This window comes from Peribacillus glennii, assembly GCF_003429105.1.
Taxonomy (GTDB): Bacteria; Bacillota; Bacilli; order Bacillales; family DSM-1321; genus Peribacillus; species Peribacillus glennii.
Map to the genome: position 1 here is coordinate 813,373 of NZ_QVTD01000003.1, position 18,512 is coordinate 831,884.

22 protein-coding genes and 2 pseudogenes are annotated in these 18,512 nt (G+C 42.9%); 8 read left to right on the top strand and 16 right to left on the bottom strand.

All coding sequences use genetic code 11. The features are described from left to right. The first annotated feature begins 188 nt into the window (after nt 1-188). Nucleotides 189-821: a 3-hexulose-6-phosphate synthase gene (gene hxlA, locus D0466_RS05310; protein ID WP_117321493.1), complete on the top strand. Its 633-nt coding sequence runs from the start codon at nt 189-191 to the stop codon at nt 819-821. A 7-nt stretch (nt 822-828) separates the two neighbouring features. Next, the gene (gene hxlB / locus D0466_RS05315; RefSeq protein ID WP_117321494.1) at nt 829-1,386 is read left to right on the top strand and encodes a 6-phospho-3-hexuloisomerase; all 558 of its coding nucleotides are present in this window, start codon (nt 829-831) and stop codon (nt 1,384-1,386) included. Nucleotides 1,387-1,438: 52 nt separating this feature from the next. Here the strand turns inward: hxlB and D0466_RS05320 are convergent, their stop codons facing one another. The 11 genes and pseudogenes from D0466_RS05320 to D0466_RS05365 form a co-directional block, all read right to left on the bottom strand. After that, a complete protein-coding gene (locus D0466_RS05320; RefSeq protein WP_117321495.1) occupies nt 1,439-2,326 on the bottom strand; it encodes a DUF421 domain-containing protein in 888 nt (295 codons plus the stop codon). 633 nt (nt 2,327-2,959) lie between these two features. Beyond that, the gene (locus D0466_RS05325) at nt 2,960-3,112 is read right to left on the bottom strand and encodes a YpzG family protein (protein WP_117321496.1); all 153 of its coding nucleotides are present in this window, start codon (nt 3,110-3,112) and stop codon (nt 2,960-2,962) included. A 114-nt stretch (nt 3,113-3,226) separates the two neighbouring features. Then, complete coding sequence (locus D0466_RS05330) at nt 3,227-3,697, bottom strand: CoxG family protein (RefSeq protein WP_117321497.1); 471 nt, start codon at nt 3,695-3,697, stop codon at nt 3,227-3,229. A gap of 196 nt (nt 3,698-3,893) precedes the next feature. Further along, nucleotides 3,894-4,505, bottom strand: coding sequence for a flavin reductase family protein (locus D0466_RS05335; RefSeq protein WP_117321498.1), 612 nt, complete (start codon nt 4,503-4,505; stop codon nt 3,894-3,896). Nucleotides 4,506-4,519: 14 nt separating this feature from the next. Beyond that, complete coding sequence (locus D0466_RS05340) at nt 4,520-5,134, bottom strand: alpha/beta hydrolase (RefSeq protein WP_199484525.1); 615 nt, start codon at nt 5,132-5,134, stop codon at nt 4,520-4,522. A 2-nt stretch (nt 5,135-5,136) separates the two neighbouring features. Continuing rightward, on the bottom strand, nt 5,137-6,087 hold the full coding sequence (locus D0466_RS05345; RefSeq protein ID WP_117321500.1) for a ring-cleaving dioxygenase: 951 nt from the start codon (nt 6,085-6,087) through the stop codon (nt 5,137-5,139). A gap of 27 nt (nt 6,088-6,114) precedes the next feature. Next, entirely contained in the window at nt 6,115-7,086 is a 972-nt protein-coding gene (locus tag D0466_RS05350) for a ring-cleaving dioxygenase (RefSeq protein ID WP_117321501.1), read from the bottom strand. A gap of 261 nt (nt 7,087-7,347) precedes the next feature. Beyond that, nucleotides 7,348-7,875 (bottom strand): annotated as a pseudogene (locus D0466_RS23290) (PLP-dependent transferase). Further along, nucleotides 7,842-8,420: pseudogene (locus D0466_RS23295) on the bottom strand (aminotransferase class I/II-fold pyridoxal phosphate-dependent enzyme). Before D0466_RS23295 ends, D0466_RS23290 begins: the two co-directional pseudogenes overlap by 34 nt. A 343-nt stretch (nt 8,421-8,763) precedes the next feature. Then, a complete protein-coding gene (locus D0466_RS05360; RefSeq protein ID WP_117321502.1) occupies nt 8,764-9,186 on the bottom strand; it encodes a hypothetical protein in 423 nt (140 codons plus the stop codon). A 62-nt stretch (nt 9,187-9,248) separates the two neighbouring features. Further along, on the bottom strand, nt 9,249-9,587 hold the full coding sequence (locus D0466_RS05365) for a hypothetical protein (protein ID WP_117321503.1): 339 nt from the start codon (nt 9,585-9,587) through the stop codon (nt 9,249-9,251). A gap of 627 nt (nt 9,588-10,214) precedes the next feature. Between D0466_RS05365 and D0466_RS05370 the strand changes: the two genes are divergently transcribed. Continuing rightward, nucleotides 10,215-10,667 (top strand): OsmC family protein, encoded by a 453-nt coding sequence (locus tag D0466_RS05370; protein ID WP_117321504.1) that lies wholly within the window; start codon nt 10,215-10,217, stop codon nt 10,665-10,667. A 112-nt stretch (nt 10,668-10,779) separates the two neighbouring features. Here the strand turns inward: D0466_RS05370 and D0466_RS05375 are convergent, their stop codons facing one another. After that, on the bottom strand, nt 10,780-11,019 hold the full coding sequence (locus D0466_RS05375; RefSeq protein ID WP_117321505.1) for a YkuS family protein: 240 nt from the start codon (nt 11,017-11,019) through the stop codon (nt 10,780-10,782). A 98-nt stretch (nt 11,020-11,117) separates the two neighbouring features. On the opposite strand from D0466_RS05375, the gene D0466_RS05380 reads away from it, so the two are divergent. After that, complete coding sequence (locus tag D0466_RS05380; protein ID WP_117321506.1) at nt 11,118-11,252, top strand: YuzL family protein; 135 nt, start codon at nt 11,118-11,120, stop codon at nt 11,250-11,252. Between the two features lie 97 nt (nt 11,253-11,349). Here the strand turns inward: D0466_RS05380 and D0466_RS22115 are convergent, their stop codons facing one another. Then, nucleotides 11,350-11,511, bottom strand: a complete 162-nt coding sequence (locus D0466_RS22115; RefSeq protein ID WP_158555840.1) for a hypothetical protein — start codon at nt 11,509-11,511, stop codon at nt 11,350-11,352. A 117-nt stretch (nt 11,512-11,628) separates the two neighbouring features. On the opposite strand from D0466_RS22115, the gene D0466_RS05385 reads away from it, so the two are divergent. Further along, the gene (locus tag D0466_RS05385; RefSeq protein ID WP_117321507.1) at nt 11,629-11,832 is read left to right on the top strand and encodes a hypothetical protein; all 204 of its coding nucleotides are present in this window, start codon (nt 11,629-11,631) and stop codon (nt 11,830-11,832) included. Nucleotides 11,833-11,949: 117 nt separating this feature from the next. Here D0466_RS05385 and D0466_RS05390 read toward each other — a convergent pair whose 3' ends face one another. Further along, entirely contained in the window at nt 11,950-12,888 is a 939-nt protein-coding gene (locus tag D0466_RS05390; protein WP_117321508.1) for a magnesium transporter CorA family protein, read from the bottom strand. A 409-nt stretch (nt 12,889-13,297) separates the two neighbouring features. On the opposite strand from D0466_RS05390, the gene D0466_RS05395 reads away from it, so the two are divergent. From D0466_RS05395 to D0466_RS05405, 3 genes are all read left to right on the top strand, one after another. Next, nucleotides 13,298-13,993, top strand: a complete 696-nt coding sequence (locus D0466_RS05395) for a 2-phosphosulfolactate phosphatase (protein WP_117321509.1) — start codon at nt 13,298-13,300, stop codon at nt 13,991-13,993. After that, nucleotides 13,990-14,784: a phosphosulfolactate synthase gene (locus D0466_RS05400; RefSeq protein ID WP_117321510.1), complete on the top strand. Its 795-nt coding sequence runs from the start codon at nt 13,990-13,992 to the stop codon at nt 14,782-14,784. Before D0466_RS05395 ends, D0466_RS05400 begins: the two co-directional genes overlap by 4 nt. 292 nt (nt 14,785-15,076) lie before the next feature. Next, entirely contained in the window at nt 15,077-16,324 is a 1,248-nt protein-coding gene (locus D0466_RS05405; RefSeq protein ID WP_117321511.1) for an MFS transporter, read from the top strand. Nucleotides 16,325-16,373: 49 nt separating this feature from the next. Here D0466_RS05405 and D0466_RS05410 read toward each other — a convergent pair whose 3' ends face one another. Together D0466_RS05410 and D0466_RS05420 are read right to left on the bottom strand one after the other, a co-directional pair. Next, nucleotides 16,374-16,985 carry an SGNH/GDSL hydrolase family protein gene (locus tag D0466_RS05410; RefSeq protein ID WP_117321512.1) on the bottom strand — a complete coding sequence of 204 codons (612 nt, stop codon included), beginning with the start codon at nt 16,983-16,985 and terminating at the stop codon, nt 16,374-16,376. Between the two features lie 783 nt (nt 16,986-17,768). After that, entirely contained in the window at nt 17,769-18,404 is a 636-nt protein-coding gene (locus D0466_RS05420) for an FMN-dependent NADH-azoreductase (RefSeq protein WP_117322219.1), read from the bottom strand. Nucleotides 18,405-18,512: the final 108 nt, after the last annotated feature.

The following is an 18,512-nucleotide window of genomic DNA, read 5'->3' on the forward strand; positions in this document are numbered from 1 at the left end:
AATGATAGCACATAGTATACCTTTAGTCACTATGTAAAAGAAAAGTGCGTACTTCTTATTCAATTATATAGGCTGTATAATTGCCAAGTACCAGAAAGCAGATTAATCTTACCAGGTGTAGAGTAATCCGAAAAGGGTATTTTAAAACTGTACACCTAACAATTCAACTGATTAGGAGTGACACATTCATGGAATTACAACTTGCATTAGACCTCGTAAACATTCCGGAAGCAAAGCAATTGGTGAAAGAAGTCGAAGACCATATTGATATCGTTGAAATCGGCACACCGGTTGTTATTAATGAAGGGCTTCGCGCCGTTAAAGAAATCAAGGAAGCATTCCCGAACTTAAAAGTTTTGGCCGATTTAAAAATCATGGATGCAGCAGGCTACGAAGTCATGAAGGCTTCCGAAGCAGGGGCTGACATCATCACGATTCTGGGTGCCGCCGAGGACCAGTCCATCAAGGGTGCCGTTGAAGAAGCAAAAAAACAGGGCAAGAAAATCCTGGTCGATATGATTGCGGTTAAAGATATCGAAGGCCGCGCAAAAGAACTGGACGAGCTTGGCGTAGACTATATCTGTGTCCACACTGGCTATGACCTTCAAGCAGTTGGAGAGAACTCATTTGAAGATCTGAGAAAAATCAAAAACGTCGTAAAAAATGCCAAAACAGCGATTGCCGGCGGGATTAAATTTGACACACTGCCTGAAGTCATTAAAGCTCAGCCGGACCTTGTTATTGTTGGGGGAGGCATTACAGGGCAAGATGATAAAAAAGCGGCAGCTGCCCAAATGCAAGAGTTGATCAAGCAAGGGTAACGGAAAGATGCAGACCACCGATTATTTAGCTGAAATCTTAAAGGAATTAGGCCGCTCAACCGCCTTAATTTCCGATGATGAAGCGGAAAAACTGGTAAACGCGATTCTCGAGTCAAAGAAAATTTTTGTTGCGGGAGCTGGCAGATCCGGTTTCATGGGAAAGTCTTTTGCCATGCGGATGATGCACATGGGATTAGACGCTTATGTCGTCGGGGAAACAGTGACAGCAAACTTCGAGAAAGATGATATATTGATTATCGGTTCCGGTTCAGGCGAAACGAAAAGCCTTGTAACGATGGCAGAGAAAGCAAAAAGCATCGGCGGAACAATAGCGGCAGCAACCATTTATCCCAATTCCACCATCGGGCGCCTGGCTGATTTTTCAATTAAATTGCCCGGTTCTCCAAAAGACCAATCTGATGGAGAATATCGTACGATACAGCCAATGGGTTCGTTGTTTGAGCAAACACTTCTGTTGTTCTACGATGCTGTTATTTTGAGGTTCATGGAGAAAAAAGGTTTGGATTCCAACACAATGTATGGAAAACATGCCAATTTGGAATAGGAAATATAAGAGACCGTACTGTTTCTAATAGCAGTGCGGTCTTTTTTGCTACTCAAGGATTATTTAATATGGTTTCCAATTGGTTAATGGCTTTTTGCAGCTTTTTCCTGTTTTGTTTATTTATTTTTTGAAGAGATGTGTGTGTTGTACTTTGAACAAGCGATTCTAAATCACCTTTGCATTTTTCCAAAATCGCGATGACCGATCTGCTGTCGGTTGGAGATTGTGTGCGGCCGTCATAAAGGTCAATTGTCAATTTTCCGCTATCGTTCAATTGCCCGAGAAATACTTCCTGCATGGAAACTCCCTTGTTTTCCAATTCGGACCGCAGCCAGCTTTTATTCCTGCCGGCCTCCATTAGCGGCCGCTCCAATAATTCCCCATCCATGATGACGATCTGCGGGGCAGCAATTGGTTCAACAGGCAGCTTCAGATCTTCTGGCGTTACTGGCTGTTTCCCTTTTTTCAGCATCACATTTAAATCCCCTGTAGGTTCAAGGATAGCAAATTCTACATCTGCGACATTAAATACATTTTTCTTGCGGAGAAGCTCCAATAATTCGTCAGCTGTATACTTTTCTTTCTTCAAATTTCCTTCGTCTATATTCCCATCCTTGATGAACACAGTGGCTTTCCCTTCTATAAAATCCCTGAATTTCTTGCTTTTCAATGATATTAAAGCCGCAATATAGGGTACCAAAGTAAAGGTGATGATCGAAAGGGCGCCATGGAACATGCTTTCATTAGAATCCATTGCTACGCCAGCCCCAATGCTGCCAATGGTGATGCCTGTGACATATTCAAAAAACGAGAGCTGGGAAATTTGTTTCTTTCCTAACCATTTCGTGATAAAGAAAAGAACAAACAAGAAAAATAAAGACCTGATAATCACATCAAGCCAATCAGGGAGATTTTGGACTAGCTGCGCCAATACATCCATATTGCACCGCTTTCAATGTGTTTTATTAAAGTCACTTAAAAAATTATGCATTGATATTTTTTAATTTGGCTGTTTTATGTCCAACTGATAGGTCAATGAGAAAACTCACTTTCTCGTAGCTTATACATTTGTAACAACCTTTCCCACTGCTGAAAGGCAAAGGTGAAACCTTGTTCATGAATGACCCCAGTATTTAGCAGAAACTACATTAAATTTATTAATTATCTTATATATATCTCTCCAACATATTTACTACGATCTTTAAGTCTGTGATTACTTCATTCACTTCAATTAATATGCATCTAAGAATCGCTTGAAATCATTGTCTCTGGTATCCAGGGAATTTACGGCTATTTTTGCTTCCAATTCTCCGTATATCTATTCTCATTTTATTCTGGAATGATTGTTTCCCATCCTTTCAGCAGGTGAAAACGATATCATTTCTTTGAAAACTTTCCGGTTGGCGATCTTGATAAGACGACGACAGAGGCGAAGTTATGCCCTCAGGATTTGGTTACACCTGCGATAACATAAGCCTGGTGCACGTAGTCTGTTTGTTTACCCTTATTATCTGCAGAAGAAAGAAAAAAAGACGCCAAAAGCGTCTTTTTTCCTGTACCCTCATTAACATCCTTACCAGCGATGCGCCTTGGCGTTGCTTCTTAAGATGATATTTGTCTTGGTCATTTCTGTATGACCGTTCACCTGAGATTTAGCACGCTTGGGCCTGGTCCAATTATGGTGAAATAGCGTAGAGTGTGGATCTAATTGATCTCTGTAACTCATCAAATCACCTCGTCTGAAGGATACTTGATTGACAGTGATACCTTTTTGGCATCACTATTAGGTTTTGTAAATGGCAACTATATTATCACATTTATTTGCCCAAGGACCGCTCCGTTACCTTAAGCGAATTTCTTTTTTCCTGCCATTTGTTCCAATGAGGCTTTCTGCAATGGCTTGCGTTAATTCGGTACTAGTCTGGGGAACAAATGATTTAAGCAATCCATTAGTAAGCGCCGCAGTGGCCCCATATGCCGTAATATTTAGAAAGCCTTCCATCTCGGTATTTTGCCCGTCGATTTGTGTTCCAGAAAAGTAACCATTACCCTTGAATTTTTCGTTCAGGCCAATTAAATCAAAGGTTACCTTTTTAGGTTCTTCCCATTTTGTAATCTCAACCTTCATTTTTATTTTCTTCTTAAGCAACCCCAAATCCCCTATAAACTCCCAGGTCGATTCAGTCTCGCTGATGATTTCATGGGCAATATATCCCGGGACGAGGGGGGCCCAATTATCCATCACGCTCACAAAATCCCACACATTTTCGATAGATAATGGAAGCTTGACTTGGTGCAATCCTTCTGGCATTACAAACAACTCCTTCTATATATTTCGGGTTGACAACTGTAATAAACCCCATCTGTTTAGTGTTAGCCACACACTTATTAATCTATTTGCACCGATACGGAAGCAGACCATTTTTCTGAAAATTCCTTGCCATGCTGTGCACAATTCCATATAGAAAAAACTTCTCCACATTAGCATGGAGAAGTTTAACATTTTGTCAACGCGGCCGTTTTAAAGCAAATGTTTTGCCTAAAGCGGCATAGTCATTGCCAGCGAGGCGGCTTACAGGGCTTAAGAGGAACGGGTCAATTTTTCCATCATGATATAGAGAAGGTTCAATATGATAAGTTACAACTCTGCCAATCAGTAAATCGCAGGCAGGTTCCCCTTCTGTCCCGCCCAATTCCAGCGCATGCTCCAACCTGCATTCCAACCGGATTTTTGCTTCCATTATGCCCGGCACTGATACCGAACTGCTTTGGATGGCCGTCAATCCGGACACGGGCAATTCGCTTTCATCATGGGGAAGTTCGATTGCCGTTTTATTGGCAGCTTCGACGATTGATTCATCTGTGATATGAACAACAAACTCGCCTTTTTCCTCAGCGTTTCTGGCGGTATCCTTTTTCGCCCCTTTCCGCCTCTGGATTGAAAGTGAAATCAGGGGCGGGGTCGCACTGACAATGTTAAAATAACTGAATGGAGCGATGTTTACGACACCTTTTGCCGATAATGTCGTGACAAGGGCCACAGGCCTTGGGATGATGCTTCCTGTCAAAAATTTATAATTTTCGCGTTCTGACATTTCCTCCGGATTCAATGTAAGCATTCAAAAACCATCTCCTATTCGACAGTAAAAATTTTATGGAACCAAACTGCGGCGGCTTCAGCTTCCGACCGGGTCAGCTGGTGCCCAAATTGTTCCCAGTGCATATCGACCTGTGCACCGGAATTTTTTAATAGTAACGCCAATTCTTCCGTTTCTTGGGGAGGGCAAATCGGATCATTGCTTCCCGCTCCAATAAACACCGGCAGTCCTGCCATATCCGGAAGCACGATTCCCCTTCTTGGAACCATTGGATGGTGCAGGATGGCCCCCTTCAATGGGTTTTCATAGTGGAAGAGCAGGCTGCCGGCAATGTTGGCCCCATTGGAATACCCAACCGCCACTATATTAGACCGCTCGAATCCGTATCCTTTAGAAGCGCTGTCCAAAAATCCATATAATTCCTCTGTACGCAAGACCAGGTCTTCTTCATCAAATACACCTTCTGCCAGCCTCCGAAAAAATCTGGGCATCCCGTTCTCCAGGACGTTCCCTCTTACGCTTAAGACAGACGACTCGGGGGAAATCATTTCTGCAAGCCCCAGCAAGTCCTGCTCCGTCCCGCCTGTGCCATGTAGAAGCAAAAGGAGTGGTGCGTCTTTGCTGCTTCCTTCTTTAAAAATATGCTTCATGGTCATTTTTCATCCTCCTTAAGGATCCGTGCCTCGGCAGGCAATAGCGCAGCTTCTATATGAGCGCGCCTTTCCTCAAGCCATGGCGGCAAAAGCAGCCTTCTTCCCATTTCTTCCGCAGATTCATCCCGTGTGAAACCAGGCGGGTCAGTAGCAATTTCAAAAAGTATTTGGCCTTCTTCCCTGAAATAAATTGCATTGAAATACTGACGGTCAATGACGGGTGTTACACCATAGCCAGCATTGGCCAAATACTGCCTCCAGCTTTCATGGTCTTCAAAATCTTCAGCCCTCCACGCAATATGATGGACAATCCCCACCCCCATGGAACCGGGTGGCAAGGCTGTTTTTTGCACATCTATGGTGTTACCGATATCACCGTTTGATCGAAACCTTACATACTCGGCATCTTCCCCTACTTTTTCAAGGCCCATCACATCTACAAGCAACTCCATTGTCTTTTCAGGCCGGGCAGATAGCAATACAGCCCCGCCAAAGCCCTTAATGGCATTATCGTGTGAAACTCCCCCAAAAGACCATTCACTTTTCCTGCCCTCATTCCTTGCCGAAAGCTCCAGCTTCAAACCATGGGGATCCTCGAAAGCAAGGTAGTCTTCGCCGAACCGGGATGATTTAATGAAGGGGATATTGAATACTCCCAAGCGTTCTTCCCAGAAACCAAGCGTGCCTTCAGGTACTATCAATAACGTAGCCCCGACCTGGCCGCCCCCAATTTTGCCGCGGTATGCGTTTGGCCATGGAAAAAAGGTCATGATCGTGCCAGGACTTCCCTTTTCGTCACCGAAATAAAGGTGATACGTGCCGGGGTCATCAAAATTCACGGTTTTTTTTACCAGGCGCATGCCAAGCACGCCTGCATAGAAATCGACATTTTCCTGGGGATTCCCTACTATGGCTGTTATATGGTGAATTCCGGTTGTCTGTTTTTTCATGTTTGTGCTCCTTCCATTGGGCAAGCCTTAATTCTTCGTATCCAGCGGTTTAAGGTTTGCCTCTATCTTCGGCCGCTTTTCCTCTAAAAATGGCGGCAATGCAAGTGATTCCCCTAAATGCGCGGGGTCTTCATCGACGGCAAATCCCGGCCCGTCCGTCGCCAATTCAAAAAGAATGCCGTTTGGCTCCCTGAAGTAAAGCGAACGAAAGTAGAAACGGTCGACAAATCCGGAATTCGGTATCCTTGCCGCTTTTAGTTTCTTGACCCATTGCTTCATTTCTTCTTCATCTGAAACCCTGAAAGCCACATGGTGGACGCCTCCACGGCCAAGCCGCTCTGTGGGAAGATCGTTTCTCTCTTCAACATGGACCTCTGCCCCTGTTCCGCCTTCGCCTGTCTCAAAAACCGCAATTTCGCACTGTCCCTGCACTGCAGAAGGATATGTCCCTTTTTCCCGGAAACCAAGAATGTCCACGAGAATATTGGCAGTTCGCTCCAAAAGAGGTACAGTCAGCTTGACTGGCCCCAATCCAAGGATTCCGTATTCAGGAAGTACAGGGCTCAACCGCCAGGGAGTTCCTCCAAGAACCCCCTTATTCTGTTCATCAGAAACCAGCAGCAGCCTCTGCCCCTCAAAATCTGTAAAGGGCAGTACCCTACGGCCAAACCGTTCAGTTATTTGTCCATGTTCAATCCTGTATTCATCAAAACGTTTCTTCCAATAGTCCAATGCCGCATCGGTTTTCACCCTAAGGGACGTCTCGGAAATACTGTTCGTTCCTGCATGGGTCCTTCCGGCATTTGGTATTTCAAAAAATGTAAATTCCGTTCCAGGCGTCCCGATTTCATCCCCATAGAATAAATGATAGACGGAGATGTCGTCCTGATTGACTGTTTTCTTAATCAGCCTCATGCCCAACACCTTCGTATAGAAATGATAGTTTTCCGGGGCCTGCTTCGTTAATGCCGAAACATGGTGGATTCCTTTCAACTCCAAGCCTTTCACCTCACAGCACTATTATTTGCCCATTTCCCTTTATTAACAAACTTATTATCTTGAATTCGAGATAAATACCTTGATACAAAAATAAATGATAGAATGCTAAATGTCAATAAAGAAAAGGTGTCCCATAAGGAAAAATATCTTCGGTATAGAATCTTAAAAATAAATAATAGAAAATGTTATCAAGGATACAGAGACTGTCTTATAATCTGAGTATCGACTTATGGAACAGCCCCTGTAAGCCTGAAAACAAAATTATATTACCCCATCAAGCGCTTGTTTCAAATCCTCGATCAAGAGATTGCTGTCTTCCATTCCGACTGCCAGCCGGACAAGCCCTGGACTCTGTTGTTCCTTCCTGAGCTGATTTTCATTATTCCCGTGATTCCGGGAATAAATTAAACTCTCAAAAGAACCCCATGAAACGCCAATTTGAAAAAGGTTGGTCGAGTTTAGCACTTTTTTTACCTGTTCAAAATGTGCCTCCTTCAATTCAAAGCACATTAATCCCGAATAGCCGCTTAGCTGTGTTCTTCCAAGCTCATAATCAGGGTGTGACTGCAATCCCGGGTAATGCACGGCTTTAACGGCGGGGTGGGTTTCAAGAAACCGTGCCACTTTGATTCCATTTTACTGGTGGGCCTTCATTCTAATCGGCAGCGTCCTTAGACCCCTGAGCAGCAATGAGGCCTCGTATGGCGAAAAAATGGCCCCCAAAAGCAATAACTCTTGATGAAACAGGGAATCGATCAAATCTTGAGTGGAAATGACTGCTCCTCCCAATGGTCACTGTGCCCGCCTAAATATTTAGACACGGAATGAATAACGATATCAATGCCCATTTCCAGCGGTTTTTGAAAGAGTGGCGTCGCCCAAGTATTATCAATCACTGTCCGTATTCCGTTCTTTCGCGCCAATTGTGCCACCGCCCTTAAATCGACGAGGCGAAACAGCATGTCTGTAGGACTTTATATATATATGACCTTCGTATTTTGTTGGAGCGCTTGTTCGATATCATTGATAAAAACGGAATAGACGACGGTATGGGCAACCCCGAAATTTTCCAGATATTTCATTAAATCCATCGTAGAAAAATAGAGGTGGCTGACACGAAGAACGTGATCCCCCTTTTTCAGGCTGTTAAATAGGGCAGCACTGATAGCAGCCTTTCCTGAGCTAAAACACCTGCATGCTTCGCCCCGCTCAAGGGCAGCTAGCTTTTTCTCCACGATTTCAACTGTGGGATTGGTTCCCCGGGTATATACATAGTGGTTTTGTTCGGCCAATTCCGCCTGGGCCGGCTGTTCAAGAGAGGTATAGGTAAACAATGTGTTGCCGAATAGCGGTGGAACGACCGCTCATCTAAACTCTACCCTATTATCGCCTAAATGCATGCATATTTCCTTGTCACGCTCAAACCTGTCATCTTTCGGCATCATTTCCCTCCTGTTATTAAAGCAGTGCCTGTGTCTCTATAGTTTGTCAAAATCATGCAAAATTAATAAAAAAACCCGCCGATTGGCGAGCCTCTGAACTGTGAAGACAGAGCAATGGATTTTTTGGGATAGGAAAATTGAACTTTGTGAACTGCCAAAATAAACAGGAAGCTGACAGGCTTGGAAACTGGTGTGATCTTATGTAAAGGAAAAGCTAATGAACAACCCTGAATCATTACCTTTCCCTTCTCATTGGCCCAAAGAAGCTTAATCCAGGATAATTATTTGGCCTCCGCCTGTTCGAACTCTCGGTATTACTTTCCTGCTGATTACTTTCCTGATGGGACCTTTGGCGACCGTTCCCTTTATCCGTTTTGTCCGGTTCTTCATTCTTATGATTCTTGGCGCTTGTTTGATATGGCGTCAGTTCATCCATTTTCTGTACTGCGGCTGAAAATTCTTCATTGGTCATCTGTTTTGTCGCGAGCAGGGAACAGAGAATCGCATAGGCAATCGGCCTTGTGTCAACCTGAACATTTAGCTGAATATCAACATCGGAATTGCCGCTGTGGCCAATCCTGGCATTGTTCTCATTGGAATCGGTATCAGTATGCTTGAAATTTCCGAGTGAAAAAACATTATCTTGCTCACCAGACATGGAAAACACTTCCTCTGTTTAAAAATAAGGCGGGAACAGGAATCCCTTCCCGCCTGGAACCATCAGTCGTCGATATCCACGTCCTGGTCCTGATCTGTGTCCTGGTCCTGTTCGGAATCTTGATCCTGGTCGGCATCCGCATCGGAGTTTGCACGTGAACGAGAGCGTACACGGGCGCTGGAATCGGAATCTACATCGATATCAAGATCGATTCTGGAGTTACCGGAGTTGCAGATTTTCGCAACGTTCGTATTGTGGTCCTCATTCTTCACTCTATTATCGGAATCCACTTCATTATCATTGTCAATATCCACATCGTTATCAAAATCGTTTTCTACGTCTGCATCAAAACGAACATCCGCTTCTGAATCACCATTGCCATTTCCATTTCTTCTAGCCATTAATATTCCTCCTTTCGCTTTATATCAGCAATATATTCAGTTACGGGAAACAGGGATAGACAGATTCATCAGGACAAATGTGGAATTGTCATTTATTAACCCTTTCTCCACGAGTCGGAAGAGAAAAGAACAACTAATGAAGACTCGTCGAACTAACCCCCTATATATATTGGAAAAAAGTTCACAAATCAGGACACACACTGCATAAAAAAATGTCCCTCTTTTTACACGAGGGGGTTTTCTAAGTTAAATTAATCACCCACTAGAATCCCTAATAAAAGCCAATAATAGAATTCTATAAATGGCTTTTATTCGGGATTTAAGATAATTTATCTTTCCAGATTCCCTTTCCAGCTCAAATGGACCTTCGGGAGGTCGCCAAAAACAATGAATAACATAGCATGTTACGAAAGGGGCTTTACGTTACTTGTATTTTTATCCTGTTGGTCATCATTGGTTTTGGCAAATTAAGGGGCTATAGCTAAAAAAGTTTGATATTATAGTCAGGTAACGGGGCTGTATGATAAAAAGCAGCCCGTTATCTATAATTTTAGATGCATATCTACATAAAAATCAGCAATCTTATATTACACTGAAAGCATAATTAGATTTGGAGGAGGGATTGCCATGGCAGAACATCATTTTCATTTGACTGCAAGTTGGCCGGGCCTAAGAAACGGCGTCGGGGAAATCAAGGCAGGAAATTTACGGACAAAGGTTTCCATACCACCAGAAATGGATGGGCCGGGAATCGGGACCAACCCAGATGAAATGCTTCTCGGCGCTGCTGCGACGTGTTATATCATTACCTTGGCAGCAATGATGGAACACAGCGGCCTCGCAAAAAGCAAATTGACAATGGAGTCAGAAGGAATTGTCGATGTAACAAACGGGGTCATAACATACAAGACAATCATTCACCGCCCAAAAATAGTACTGCTTAACAGTGCCACAGAGAAAGATTGCAAATTGGCACAGCGTTTGGCTGAAAAAGCAGAAGCATCTTGCATGATTTCACGGGCTATAAAAGGTAATGTAGACATAGAATTGAAAACTGAAATCGAAAAAGCGGCCGGGTAGAGAATAATTAACGGCCCAGTTCACGGAATACAAAGAACCGATATTCCCATGAAACGGGGGCAATAATTAAAGGCCGCTCACCGTTTCATGGGAGCTGATTATTCCGGTTATGTTATATTCTGCTTTCAACCTGCTGGCATACTTCTTGAGCCGTTAATCCATTGGCTTCAATTACCGAGCCTTGAATGGAAGTGTCCTGCATGCCCATTATATTGGAATCCATGCCAGTGATCACACAGAAATCACACCCTTGGGCATCGGATTCCTGTTTCAATTCGACAACATCATGCCCTTTGTCCCGCAGTGCCTGCTGGATATTGCTCAAGGATTGTTCTACACCTATTCTCGCCATGGTTTTACACCTCCTCCATCATTTAAACTTTCCCAATGGGAACGAATTATGTATATAAGACAGCGCAAATAGAGAAAGTAACGTTGGAGGTGAAAGACTTGAACCATAAAATCAAAAAGGATCCATCAACCATCGGATTGGGTTCCCCACAGGTGGAAGGCCAGGGAACGACCAACAAGGAAACTGGCTCCATTGAAATGTCCTCCACTAGAAAGAAGCAAAAGCGGCACTGATTATCGGGGCTGACTCGAAGGAACAAACGGGTCAGCCCTTTTTTATTCTTTTGTCAGTAAGGAAACAGTCAATTTAGCTATCTGCCCATGATTATTGCTACAAATTAAGGTTCCTGATTTCATTTTCGGTCTTCATATCGCTAACGCCTTCTTTGCTTAACCCTTTTATTTCCACACAAGCCGCTTTGATTCCCGGATCCATATCACTCGACTTTTGGTTATTATTTGGCGCCGCCTGGCCGTTCCATTTATTCATCATTCCACTCCTTTCCCTTCATTTCTCTTGTAATCTGCCACCATACTTAATAAATCATCCTAAAATGGGAATACATAAATTCGCTTCCCATCCACATGATAATGAAAGGAGGTGGCTGCAATGGAACCAAGACAACCAGGAAACAAAAAACTGCCGGATTTTAAAGAGTTGAATGACCGCATAATCTTAGAGCCTTCCGGAAGCCCGCAACTGGTAATCGAAACAAATTTGGATGTAAAAAACGCTGAAGATGAAAATCCTTACTTTGGCAGAAATGGCGAAGATGAAGCAAACACCCTGCTTCGGGACTACTTCGATGAATAAATTGGGAAGCTTCATTTTATATAATGCAGGCTGTACGAATGGTCATATTATGCCTGTTTTACAGCATATTCATTTCTCAATAAAAAACAGGCCTCCTTACGGAAGGCCTTCTCACGTTTAAAAATATTTCTTTTTCCAAAAAATAAACGCTGTTGCACCGGCAAGGCCGACTGCAATCAAAAGCGTAATCACGAAAGCAAAATCGTTATGTTCGAAAGGCAGCTTTACATTCATACCAAAGAAGCTGGCAACCATTGTGGGAAGCGTTAAAATGATCGTCACCGAGGTCAAAAATTTCATTGCGATATTAACATTGTTTGAAATGATCGACGCAAAAGCATCCATCATCCCGCTCAGGATGCTGCTGTGGGTTTCAGCCATCTCGATTGCCTGGGTGTTTTCAATAATTACATCTTCAAGCAATTCCTTGTCCTCTTCATACATTCTCAAATAATTAAAACGCAAGATCTTATCGAGCACTACTTTGTTTGATTTCAATGAGGTAGTGAAGTAAACCAGGCTTTTTTCCAGTGTCAGGAATGTATATAGCTCTTTATTTTTCATTGACTGGTGTAATTCCCTTTCGGCTTCATTGGAAATCTTGTTTATTTGTTTTAAATAGCGTAAATAGTAAGACGAGATATCGAAAAGCAACTGCAGGGCAAAGCGGGTTTTTTTGTTAGTGTAAAAATCTTTCTTCTTGTTCGTAATAAAATTCTCCAAAACGGGGGTTTCTTTTAACGAAATCGTAATAAAGCATTCATCGGTAAAAATCATTCCGATCGGAATCGTTTCATAAATCGCCAATCCTGTATCATCACGTGCTATATAAGGATAATCGACAATGATCAGCACATTTCCGTCTTCTTTTTCGATTCGGGAACGTTCTTCATCATCAAGCGGGTCTTTGATAAAATTGATCGGCAAATCGAGCCTGTTGCAAATCTCTTGGATTTCCTGCTCAGTCGGGGCCACTATATTTACCCAGCAGCCTTTTGATATCTCAGAAACGGTTTCCAACCGCCTGTCTTCAGTTGTTTTATAGATGGCCAGCATTTGTTTACCTCCTCTTTAACTCCGAGGAAGCCATTCTACCTTTTTCGAGTTGATACTTTCAGAGCTATCAAGTTCATGGCAAGGATTATATCAGCTTCCTCTTTCTCACTGGGATCAGGGTCGTAGGAACTACTCATTCATGTATCAACTCCCTCTTATACTGGTAATCTAGAATGCTTAACTTCTTAACATCCTTTAAAAATCATCATCCTTTATCTTAATCCTTGTCATAGCATAGTACAATAATGTTTTTCCACGATGAAGAAGGCGTAATTTTCAGTATTCTCCGGAACATTAAAATAACTGTAAGTATTTTGTAAATCGCTCAAATTGGGTAACCTTATAAATGCCTATGGAATATAATTCTTTGAAAACCCAAATATGACTGCATGTCGGGAGAGGTTGGAAGATGGGAATTCAAATTATTCAAGGCCATGACCACAAATTGAATAGTGCCGACATAAATATTGTCATTGATGTAATCCGTGCGTTTACCGTTGCCCACTATGCATTTGCAAAGGGGGCTAAGCAAATACTGCTTGTTGGAGAAGTGGGTAAAGCGTACCAATTAAAAAAAAGCCATCCTGATTATTTATTGGCGGGAGAAATAAACGGGATCGCGATAGAGGGGTTCGATCTAGATAATTCTCCATTGACAATCATGAAAAGAGATGTAAAGAATAAAACTCTTGTCCAAAAAACAACCAATGGAGTAAGGGCTGCATTAAACTCATTAGATGCCAGGGAACTGTATGTAACCGGCTTTTCCAATGCAAGGAAAACTGCTCACTATACGAGAAACTTTTATCAGTCTTCGAATGATTCAGCCGAAATCAACATCATTGCTTCCCATCCAACAGGGGATGATGACCTAGCATGTGCCGAATATATCCACAGCATCATCACTGGTTCATATACCATTACTCCGGAGGAAACAGCCTCAAGAATAAACAATTCACATGTGGCTAAAAAATTCTTTGATGAAACCAACCCATATTTCCAAGCCGAAGACATAGCGGTCTGCAGCAAAGAACTAGACAGCAATTTCCTGATGAAAGTGAATCAGGAATGCGAAATACCCACGATTGAGAGGTTCTTTATATGAATCTAACCGGACTTGTCCTCCCAAATCGGGAAAATAAGCCGAGGACCAACGGGCTTACAATTGTAATCGATAACGGCACCCCCATCCAGTTTTTCAAAGATACCATCAACAGTGCAGGGGATTATATCGATTTTGTCAAATTCGGATGGGGAACATCATTGGTCACGAGACATCTGGGCGAAAAGATCGAATGCTTGCAAGAAAACAACATTGAATATTTTTTCGGCGGCACCCTTTTCGAAAAATATGTAAGCCAAGGAAAGGTTGATAATTTTTATCAGTATTGCAAAAATTATGATTGCCGCTTTATCGAAGTTTCAAATGGGACCATCGATATCACAAATAAGGAAAAAGCAAGATTCATTAGAGATTTTTCAACAGAATTCAGCATTTTTAGTGAAATAGGGAAAAAAGATGGAGACCTCGCTGAATTGCAGAGCGACTCTGAATGGCTTGAATATATCCACGAAGATCTGGAGGCAGGTTCCACTAAAGTCATAACTGAAGCAAGGGAAAGCGGAACGAGCGGCATTTGCTCAAAAGACGGAACACTGCGTGTTGGACTGATCGAACAGCTTCTTACATCAGGCATTGGCCTGGAGCGTCTCATTTTTGAAGCTCCTACTAAAAAAATGCAAACATTTTTTATAAATTCTGCAGGATCTAACGTGAACCTTGCGAATATCCCCTTTACAGACCCCATCGCTCTCGAAACACTAAGACTTGGTTTACGCTCAGATACATTCAGTCTGCTAAATAAACAAGAAATAGGATATGCGGGATTCAAATAAACCGAATAAACCGGTAAACCGGGGTCAGTCCCCCGGTCCGATAACGCATTAACGTAATCGGGGTCTGACCCCCGACGCGTTAATGCGTTAATGTATATATATCCAACCTCTCGTTCTCAATTGAGAAGCTATGCCGATCGAACTGTTTTTTGCCCGCACTCTTGCCATAGGAGAACCGCCATTGTACAATTCATTTCGGTTCAAGGGAAGATGTGATGAAAGGTCTGCCGCTCGTCTAATACAATAGTCCGCGAATCAGCTAAACATAATGGCAAAAAGGGGAAATCAATCATTGGGTTTTACAAAAAATGAAAAGTTAAGCATATACAACGGTATTGCCTCCACCGCCTCCACCAACATGGTTAATGGATATATTCCATTATTTGCGATTAGTGTCCTGGGTGCTACGAATAATCAAATGGGCCTTATTACTTCGCTGCCGTCCATCATCGGGATGCTTGCGTTAATCCCTGGCGCCATTTGGTTAAATAAATGGAAAAGCAAAAAAAACTTCGCTGTTGCCTCTACCTTCGCCACGAGATTCATGTTCATGCTGATCCTGTTCGTTCCGTTTTTTTCTGAATCCGGTTATGCTCCCTGGCTGCTTGTCGGGTTGATTGCATTATTGAACTTTCCAGGCGCGCTATCAAATCTTTCCTGGCAGTCAATGATCGGGGATATGATATCGGAAGATCGTCGGGGAAACTTTTTCAGCTCAAGGAACAGGTACAATACGATTGCCGCATTGGCAGCAACGTTTTCCACAGGCCTGTTTTTAAGCTTGTTTGATAAACGGGATGCCTTGCCTTACCAAATACTCTTTGCTGTTGGTTTCCTACTTGCCATTTTTGAAGTAATATTCCTATTTAAACATAAAGAAAGAGTCTCCAAGCCAGAGATTAAGCAAGAAGTAATTGAGAAGAAAAAATTACCTTTTGCCGTGTTTCGGTACAAGCCATATACTGCATTTTTGATTTGTGCGATGGCTTACAATATTTCTGCACAAATGGGCTGGTCGATTTTCAGCATCTATCACATTAAGGAGGCCCATGCTACGGCCATTTGGTTCAGCTTGTTTTCAGTAACTAACCAGCTGGCGCAAATCATCAGCCTTAAATGGTGGGCCAAGTTCGCGGACCGGCGGGGAAACACCATGCTTCTCTTCGTTGCAGCTGCTGGCATGGCGTCAGCTCCAGTTTTGACAATCTTGTCTACAAACCTGGTGTATATCACACTGATAAATTTCTGGATCGGGATTTTCGTAGCGGGTACAAATCTGCTTTTGTTCAACCAGCTGCTGAAAGCGACTCCGGATGAATCAAAGACAAATTACATTGCGAATTATAACTTCTTGCTGGCGATTGTCGGTTTCATCGCTCCGCAAATCGGTGTGTTTTTACTGAATCAATTTGGCATGAATTTTGCCATGGCACTTGTGTCAGCTGCCAGGTTCACGGCTGCGTTTTCTTTCCTGGTTGTTGCTCTGAAGCTCGAGAACCATAAAGCTTTCCGGGCGCGTACAATAGAGGAAAGTGTATAACATCGTGGTGAGGAAGCTGCGGGCTTCCTTTCATTTTTCATTAAAAGTTTCAAGGAAATACACCGGCATGTTTCATCCAGGTTTTCGCCATCAATAAATGTCCGGTGCTGCTTAAATGTACTCCGTCAGTCGTCAACGAAAAACCGCTTTTTCTTTTCAGAGCTTCGATGAAAACGGAATGTTCAGGAACCAGGGCGGCATTGTATTGGACAGCCATGTTTTTCACAATCTCCACATAAGGCAGGAGCCTTTTGTTTCCTTCTGATTCATGGTTTTCTTCAAGGATTGTTGGCTCCATCAACACAATCTGCGCCTTGGTATGGATGGCGGCCTGCGATAAAAGGCTTCGAAAAACTGATGCGTACTGAAGTGGATATACCTGTTCGATTTGCGGCTGGTCGAGCTGCCTCCACACGTCATTAATGCCAATTGATATAGAAATAACATCGGGATTCTCGTCAAGTACATCCTTTTGCCAGCGTGCTTCCAAATCCGTGATTCGGTTACCGGCAATTCCTTTGTTAACAATATTCGGGTAAGCGGCCGGCTCCTCTAGCATATAATGATCGCGAATCATCCTGACATATCCATACCCGAATCCTTCTGGATCGTCCCTCCTCCCTGCATCCGTAATGCTGTCGCCGATAAACAAAATCTTCATGGTATTTGCCCTTTCTTATTCATAAATATGGATTTACAAGGCCGCAGTGCCTGTTTACTTATGTATTCATTAATTATATAACTTTCGAGACTATAGAAATCGTGCCGATCATTAAGAGTAGACACAGTCCATCCCGGGTGCTGGAAATCGAGATCCCACAGGCGAATGTATAAACCTTGTGTTCTGTTTATGCAGTTTAGAATGTTTAAAAATTCTTTTTAGCCCAAAAAAAACCGGGAATAATACTCCCCGCGAGATCCAATCATTATACGTCTGCTCTTTTTTATTGTAGTAGTTTACGCCATATACGGCACCTTCATCAACCATGCGATTATCCCCAATGTCGTACGGATCTGGATGTCCTGCCTTTTCAAGAAGCTGAATGTGCGTTTTGTCCCCTTTCCCGGACCAAAGCCTGGCTTTTGTCTTTCATTGCATGAAACAATTGCATGCTTTATCCCGTTTACCCCGTGTGGACAAATAAGATAAGCCTGCTACACCAACACCCAGCTACCGATATGGACTTAATGCTTTTACGTTTGCCGCCCTTTACCATATCCTCTCTCGTATTTGATAATATTTACCCGAATTTAAGAAATGCAAACATTATTAGAAAACACGCCATGTGTACCTTATAAACACCAACACACAGCTGAAGGCCAGTCAGGAAAGGCGTAACCACATGATGTGCGCACACTGGTTGCAGTTAGGAAAGATGTTTACTTTCCTTTCTGCAAAAAAAAACACCGGAAGTTTTTCCGGTGCCATTCATAAATCATTTTATTAGAATTTCTTTCCTAATTCTTTTGCTCTTCCAATTCCATCCTGTTTGATTTCTTCTGCACGGTCTGGGAATTGGTTATGGCCTTCGATGAACAGCCCTTCAACCGTTGGTACACCAAAGAAGTCCATCATGATTTTGATATATCTGTGCCCCATTTCAATTTCGGACATTGGCGGTTCTGAATAAATGCCGCCGCGTGCCTGGATATGCAGCGCTTTTTTGTCAGTCAACAGGCCTACAGCCCCTTGCTCTGTATATTTGAATGTTTTGCCTGCTTGTCCAACCGAGTCCAAATAAGCTTTCATTACAGGAGGGAACGAGAAATTCCACAACGGTGTAACGAAAACGTATTTGTCTGCAGCGACGAATTGATCGCTAAGTTCATTTAAACGGCTGACTTTCAGTTGTTCCTCTGCTGAAAGCTGGTCAAATTGGGAGCCTGAACGCAGCTTGCCCCAGCCGCTGAAAATATCAGCATCAAGCTGTGGGATATCCAAGTTATATAAATCCAGATGGACAATCTCATCCCCAGGATTTGCTTCTTTGTAAGAATCGATAAACGCCTTACCAGCAGCCATGCTGAAAGATAGCGTTTCATCATGAGGATGTGCTGTGATGTACAATACTTGTGCCATAAAAAATGATACCTGCCTTTTCGGTGATTTATTTTTTGACGGGGGTGAAATTTGCTGTAAAGCCAATTAATACCCATCAACTTGCGAAAGAAGTTGCGAATGGTTTCC

Coding starts and splice junctions, on each gene's coding strand:
- hxlA (WP_117321493.1), top strand. CDS start 189: ATGGAATTACAACTTGCATTAGACCTCGTAAACATTCCGGAAGCAAAG.
- hxlB (WP_117321494.1), top strand. CDS start 829: ATGCAGACCACCGATTATTTAGCTGAAATCTTAAAGGAATTAGGCCGC.
- D0466_RS05320 (WP_117321495.1), bottom strand. CDS start 2,326: ATGGATGTATTGGCGCAGCTAGTCCAAAATCTCCCTGATTGGCTTGAT.
- D0466_RS05325 (WP_117321496.1), bottom strand. CDS start 3,112: ATGAGTTACAGAGATCAATTAGATCCACACTCTACGCTATTTCACCAT.
- D0466_RS05330 (WP_117321497.1), bottom strand. CDS start 3,697: ATGCCAGAAGGATTGCACCAAGTCAAGCTTCCATTATCTATCGAAAAT.
- D0466_RS05335 (WP_117321498.1), bottom strand. CDS start 4,505: ATGCTTACATTGAATCCGGAGGAAATGTCAGAACGCGAAAATTATAAA.
- D0466_RS05340 (WP_199484525.1), bottom strand. CDS start 5,134: ATGAAGCATATTTTTAAAGAAGGAAGCAGCAAAGACGCACCACTCCTT.
- D0466_RS05345 (WP_117321500.1), bottom strand. CDS start 6,087: ATGAAAAAACAGACAACCGGAATTCACCATATAACAGCCATAGTAGGG.
- D0466_RS05360 (WP_117321502.1), bottom strand. CDS start 9,186: ATGTCTGGTGAGCAAGATAATGTTTTTTCACTCGGAAATTTCAAGCAT.
- D0466_RS05365 (WP_117321503.1), bottom strand. CDS start 9,587: ATGGCTAGAAGAAATGGAAATGGCAATGGTGATTCAGAAGCGGATGTT.
- D0466_RS05370 (WP_117321504.1), top strand. CDS start 10,215: ATGGCAGAACATCATTTTCATTTGACTGCAAGTTGGCCGGGCCTAAGA.
- D0466_RS05375 (WP_117321505.1), bottom strand. CDS start 11,019: ATGGCGAGAATAGGTGTAGAACAATCCTTGAGCAATATCCAGCAGGCA.
- D0466_RS22115 (WP_158555840.1), bottom strand. CDS start 11,511: ATGATGAATAAATGGAACGGCCAGGCGGCGCCAAATAATAACCAAAAG.
- D0466_RS05385 (WP_117321507.1), top strand. CDS start 11,629: ATGGAACCAAGACAACCAGGAAACAAAAAACTGCCGGATTTTAAAGAG.
- D0466_RS05390 (WP_117321508.1), bottom strand. CDS start 12,888: ATGCTGGCCATCTATAAAACAACTGAAGACAGGCGGTTGGAAACCGTT.
- D0466_RS05395 (WP_117321509.1), top strand. CDS start 13,298: ATGGGAATTCAAATTATTCAAGGCCATGACCACAAATTGAATAGTGCC.
- D0466_RS05400 (WP_117321510.1), top strand. CDS start 13,990: ATGAATCTAACCGGACTTGTCCTCCCAAATCGGGAAAATAAGCCGAGG.
- D0466_RS05410 (WP_117321512.1), bottom strand. CDS start 16,985: ATGAAGATTTTGTTTATCGGCGACAGCATTACGGATGCAGGGAGGAGG.
- D0466_RS05420 (WP_117322219.1), bottom strand. CDS start 18,404: ATGGCACAAGTATTGTACATCACAGCACATCCTCATGATGAAACGCTA.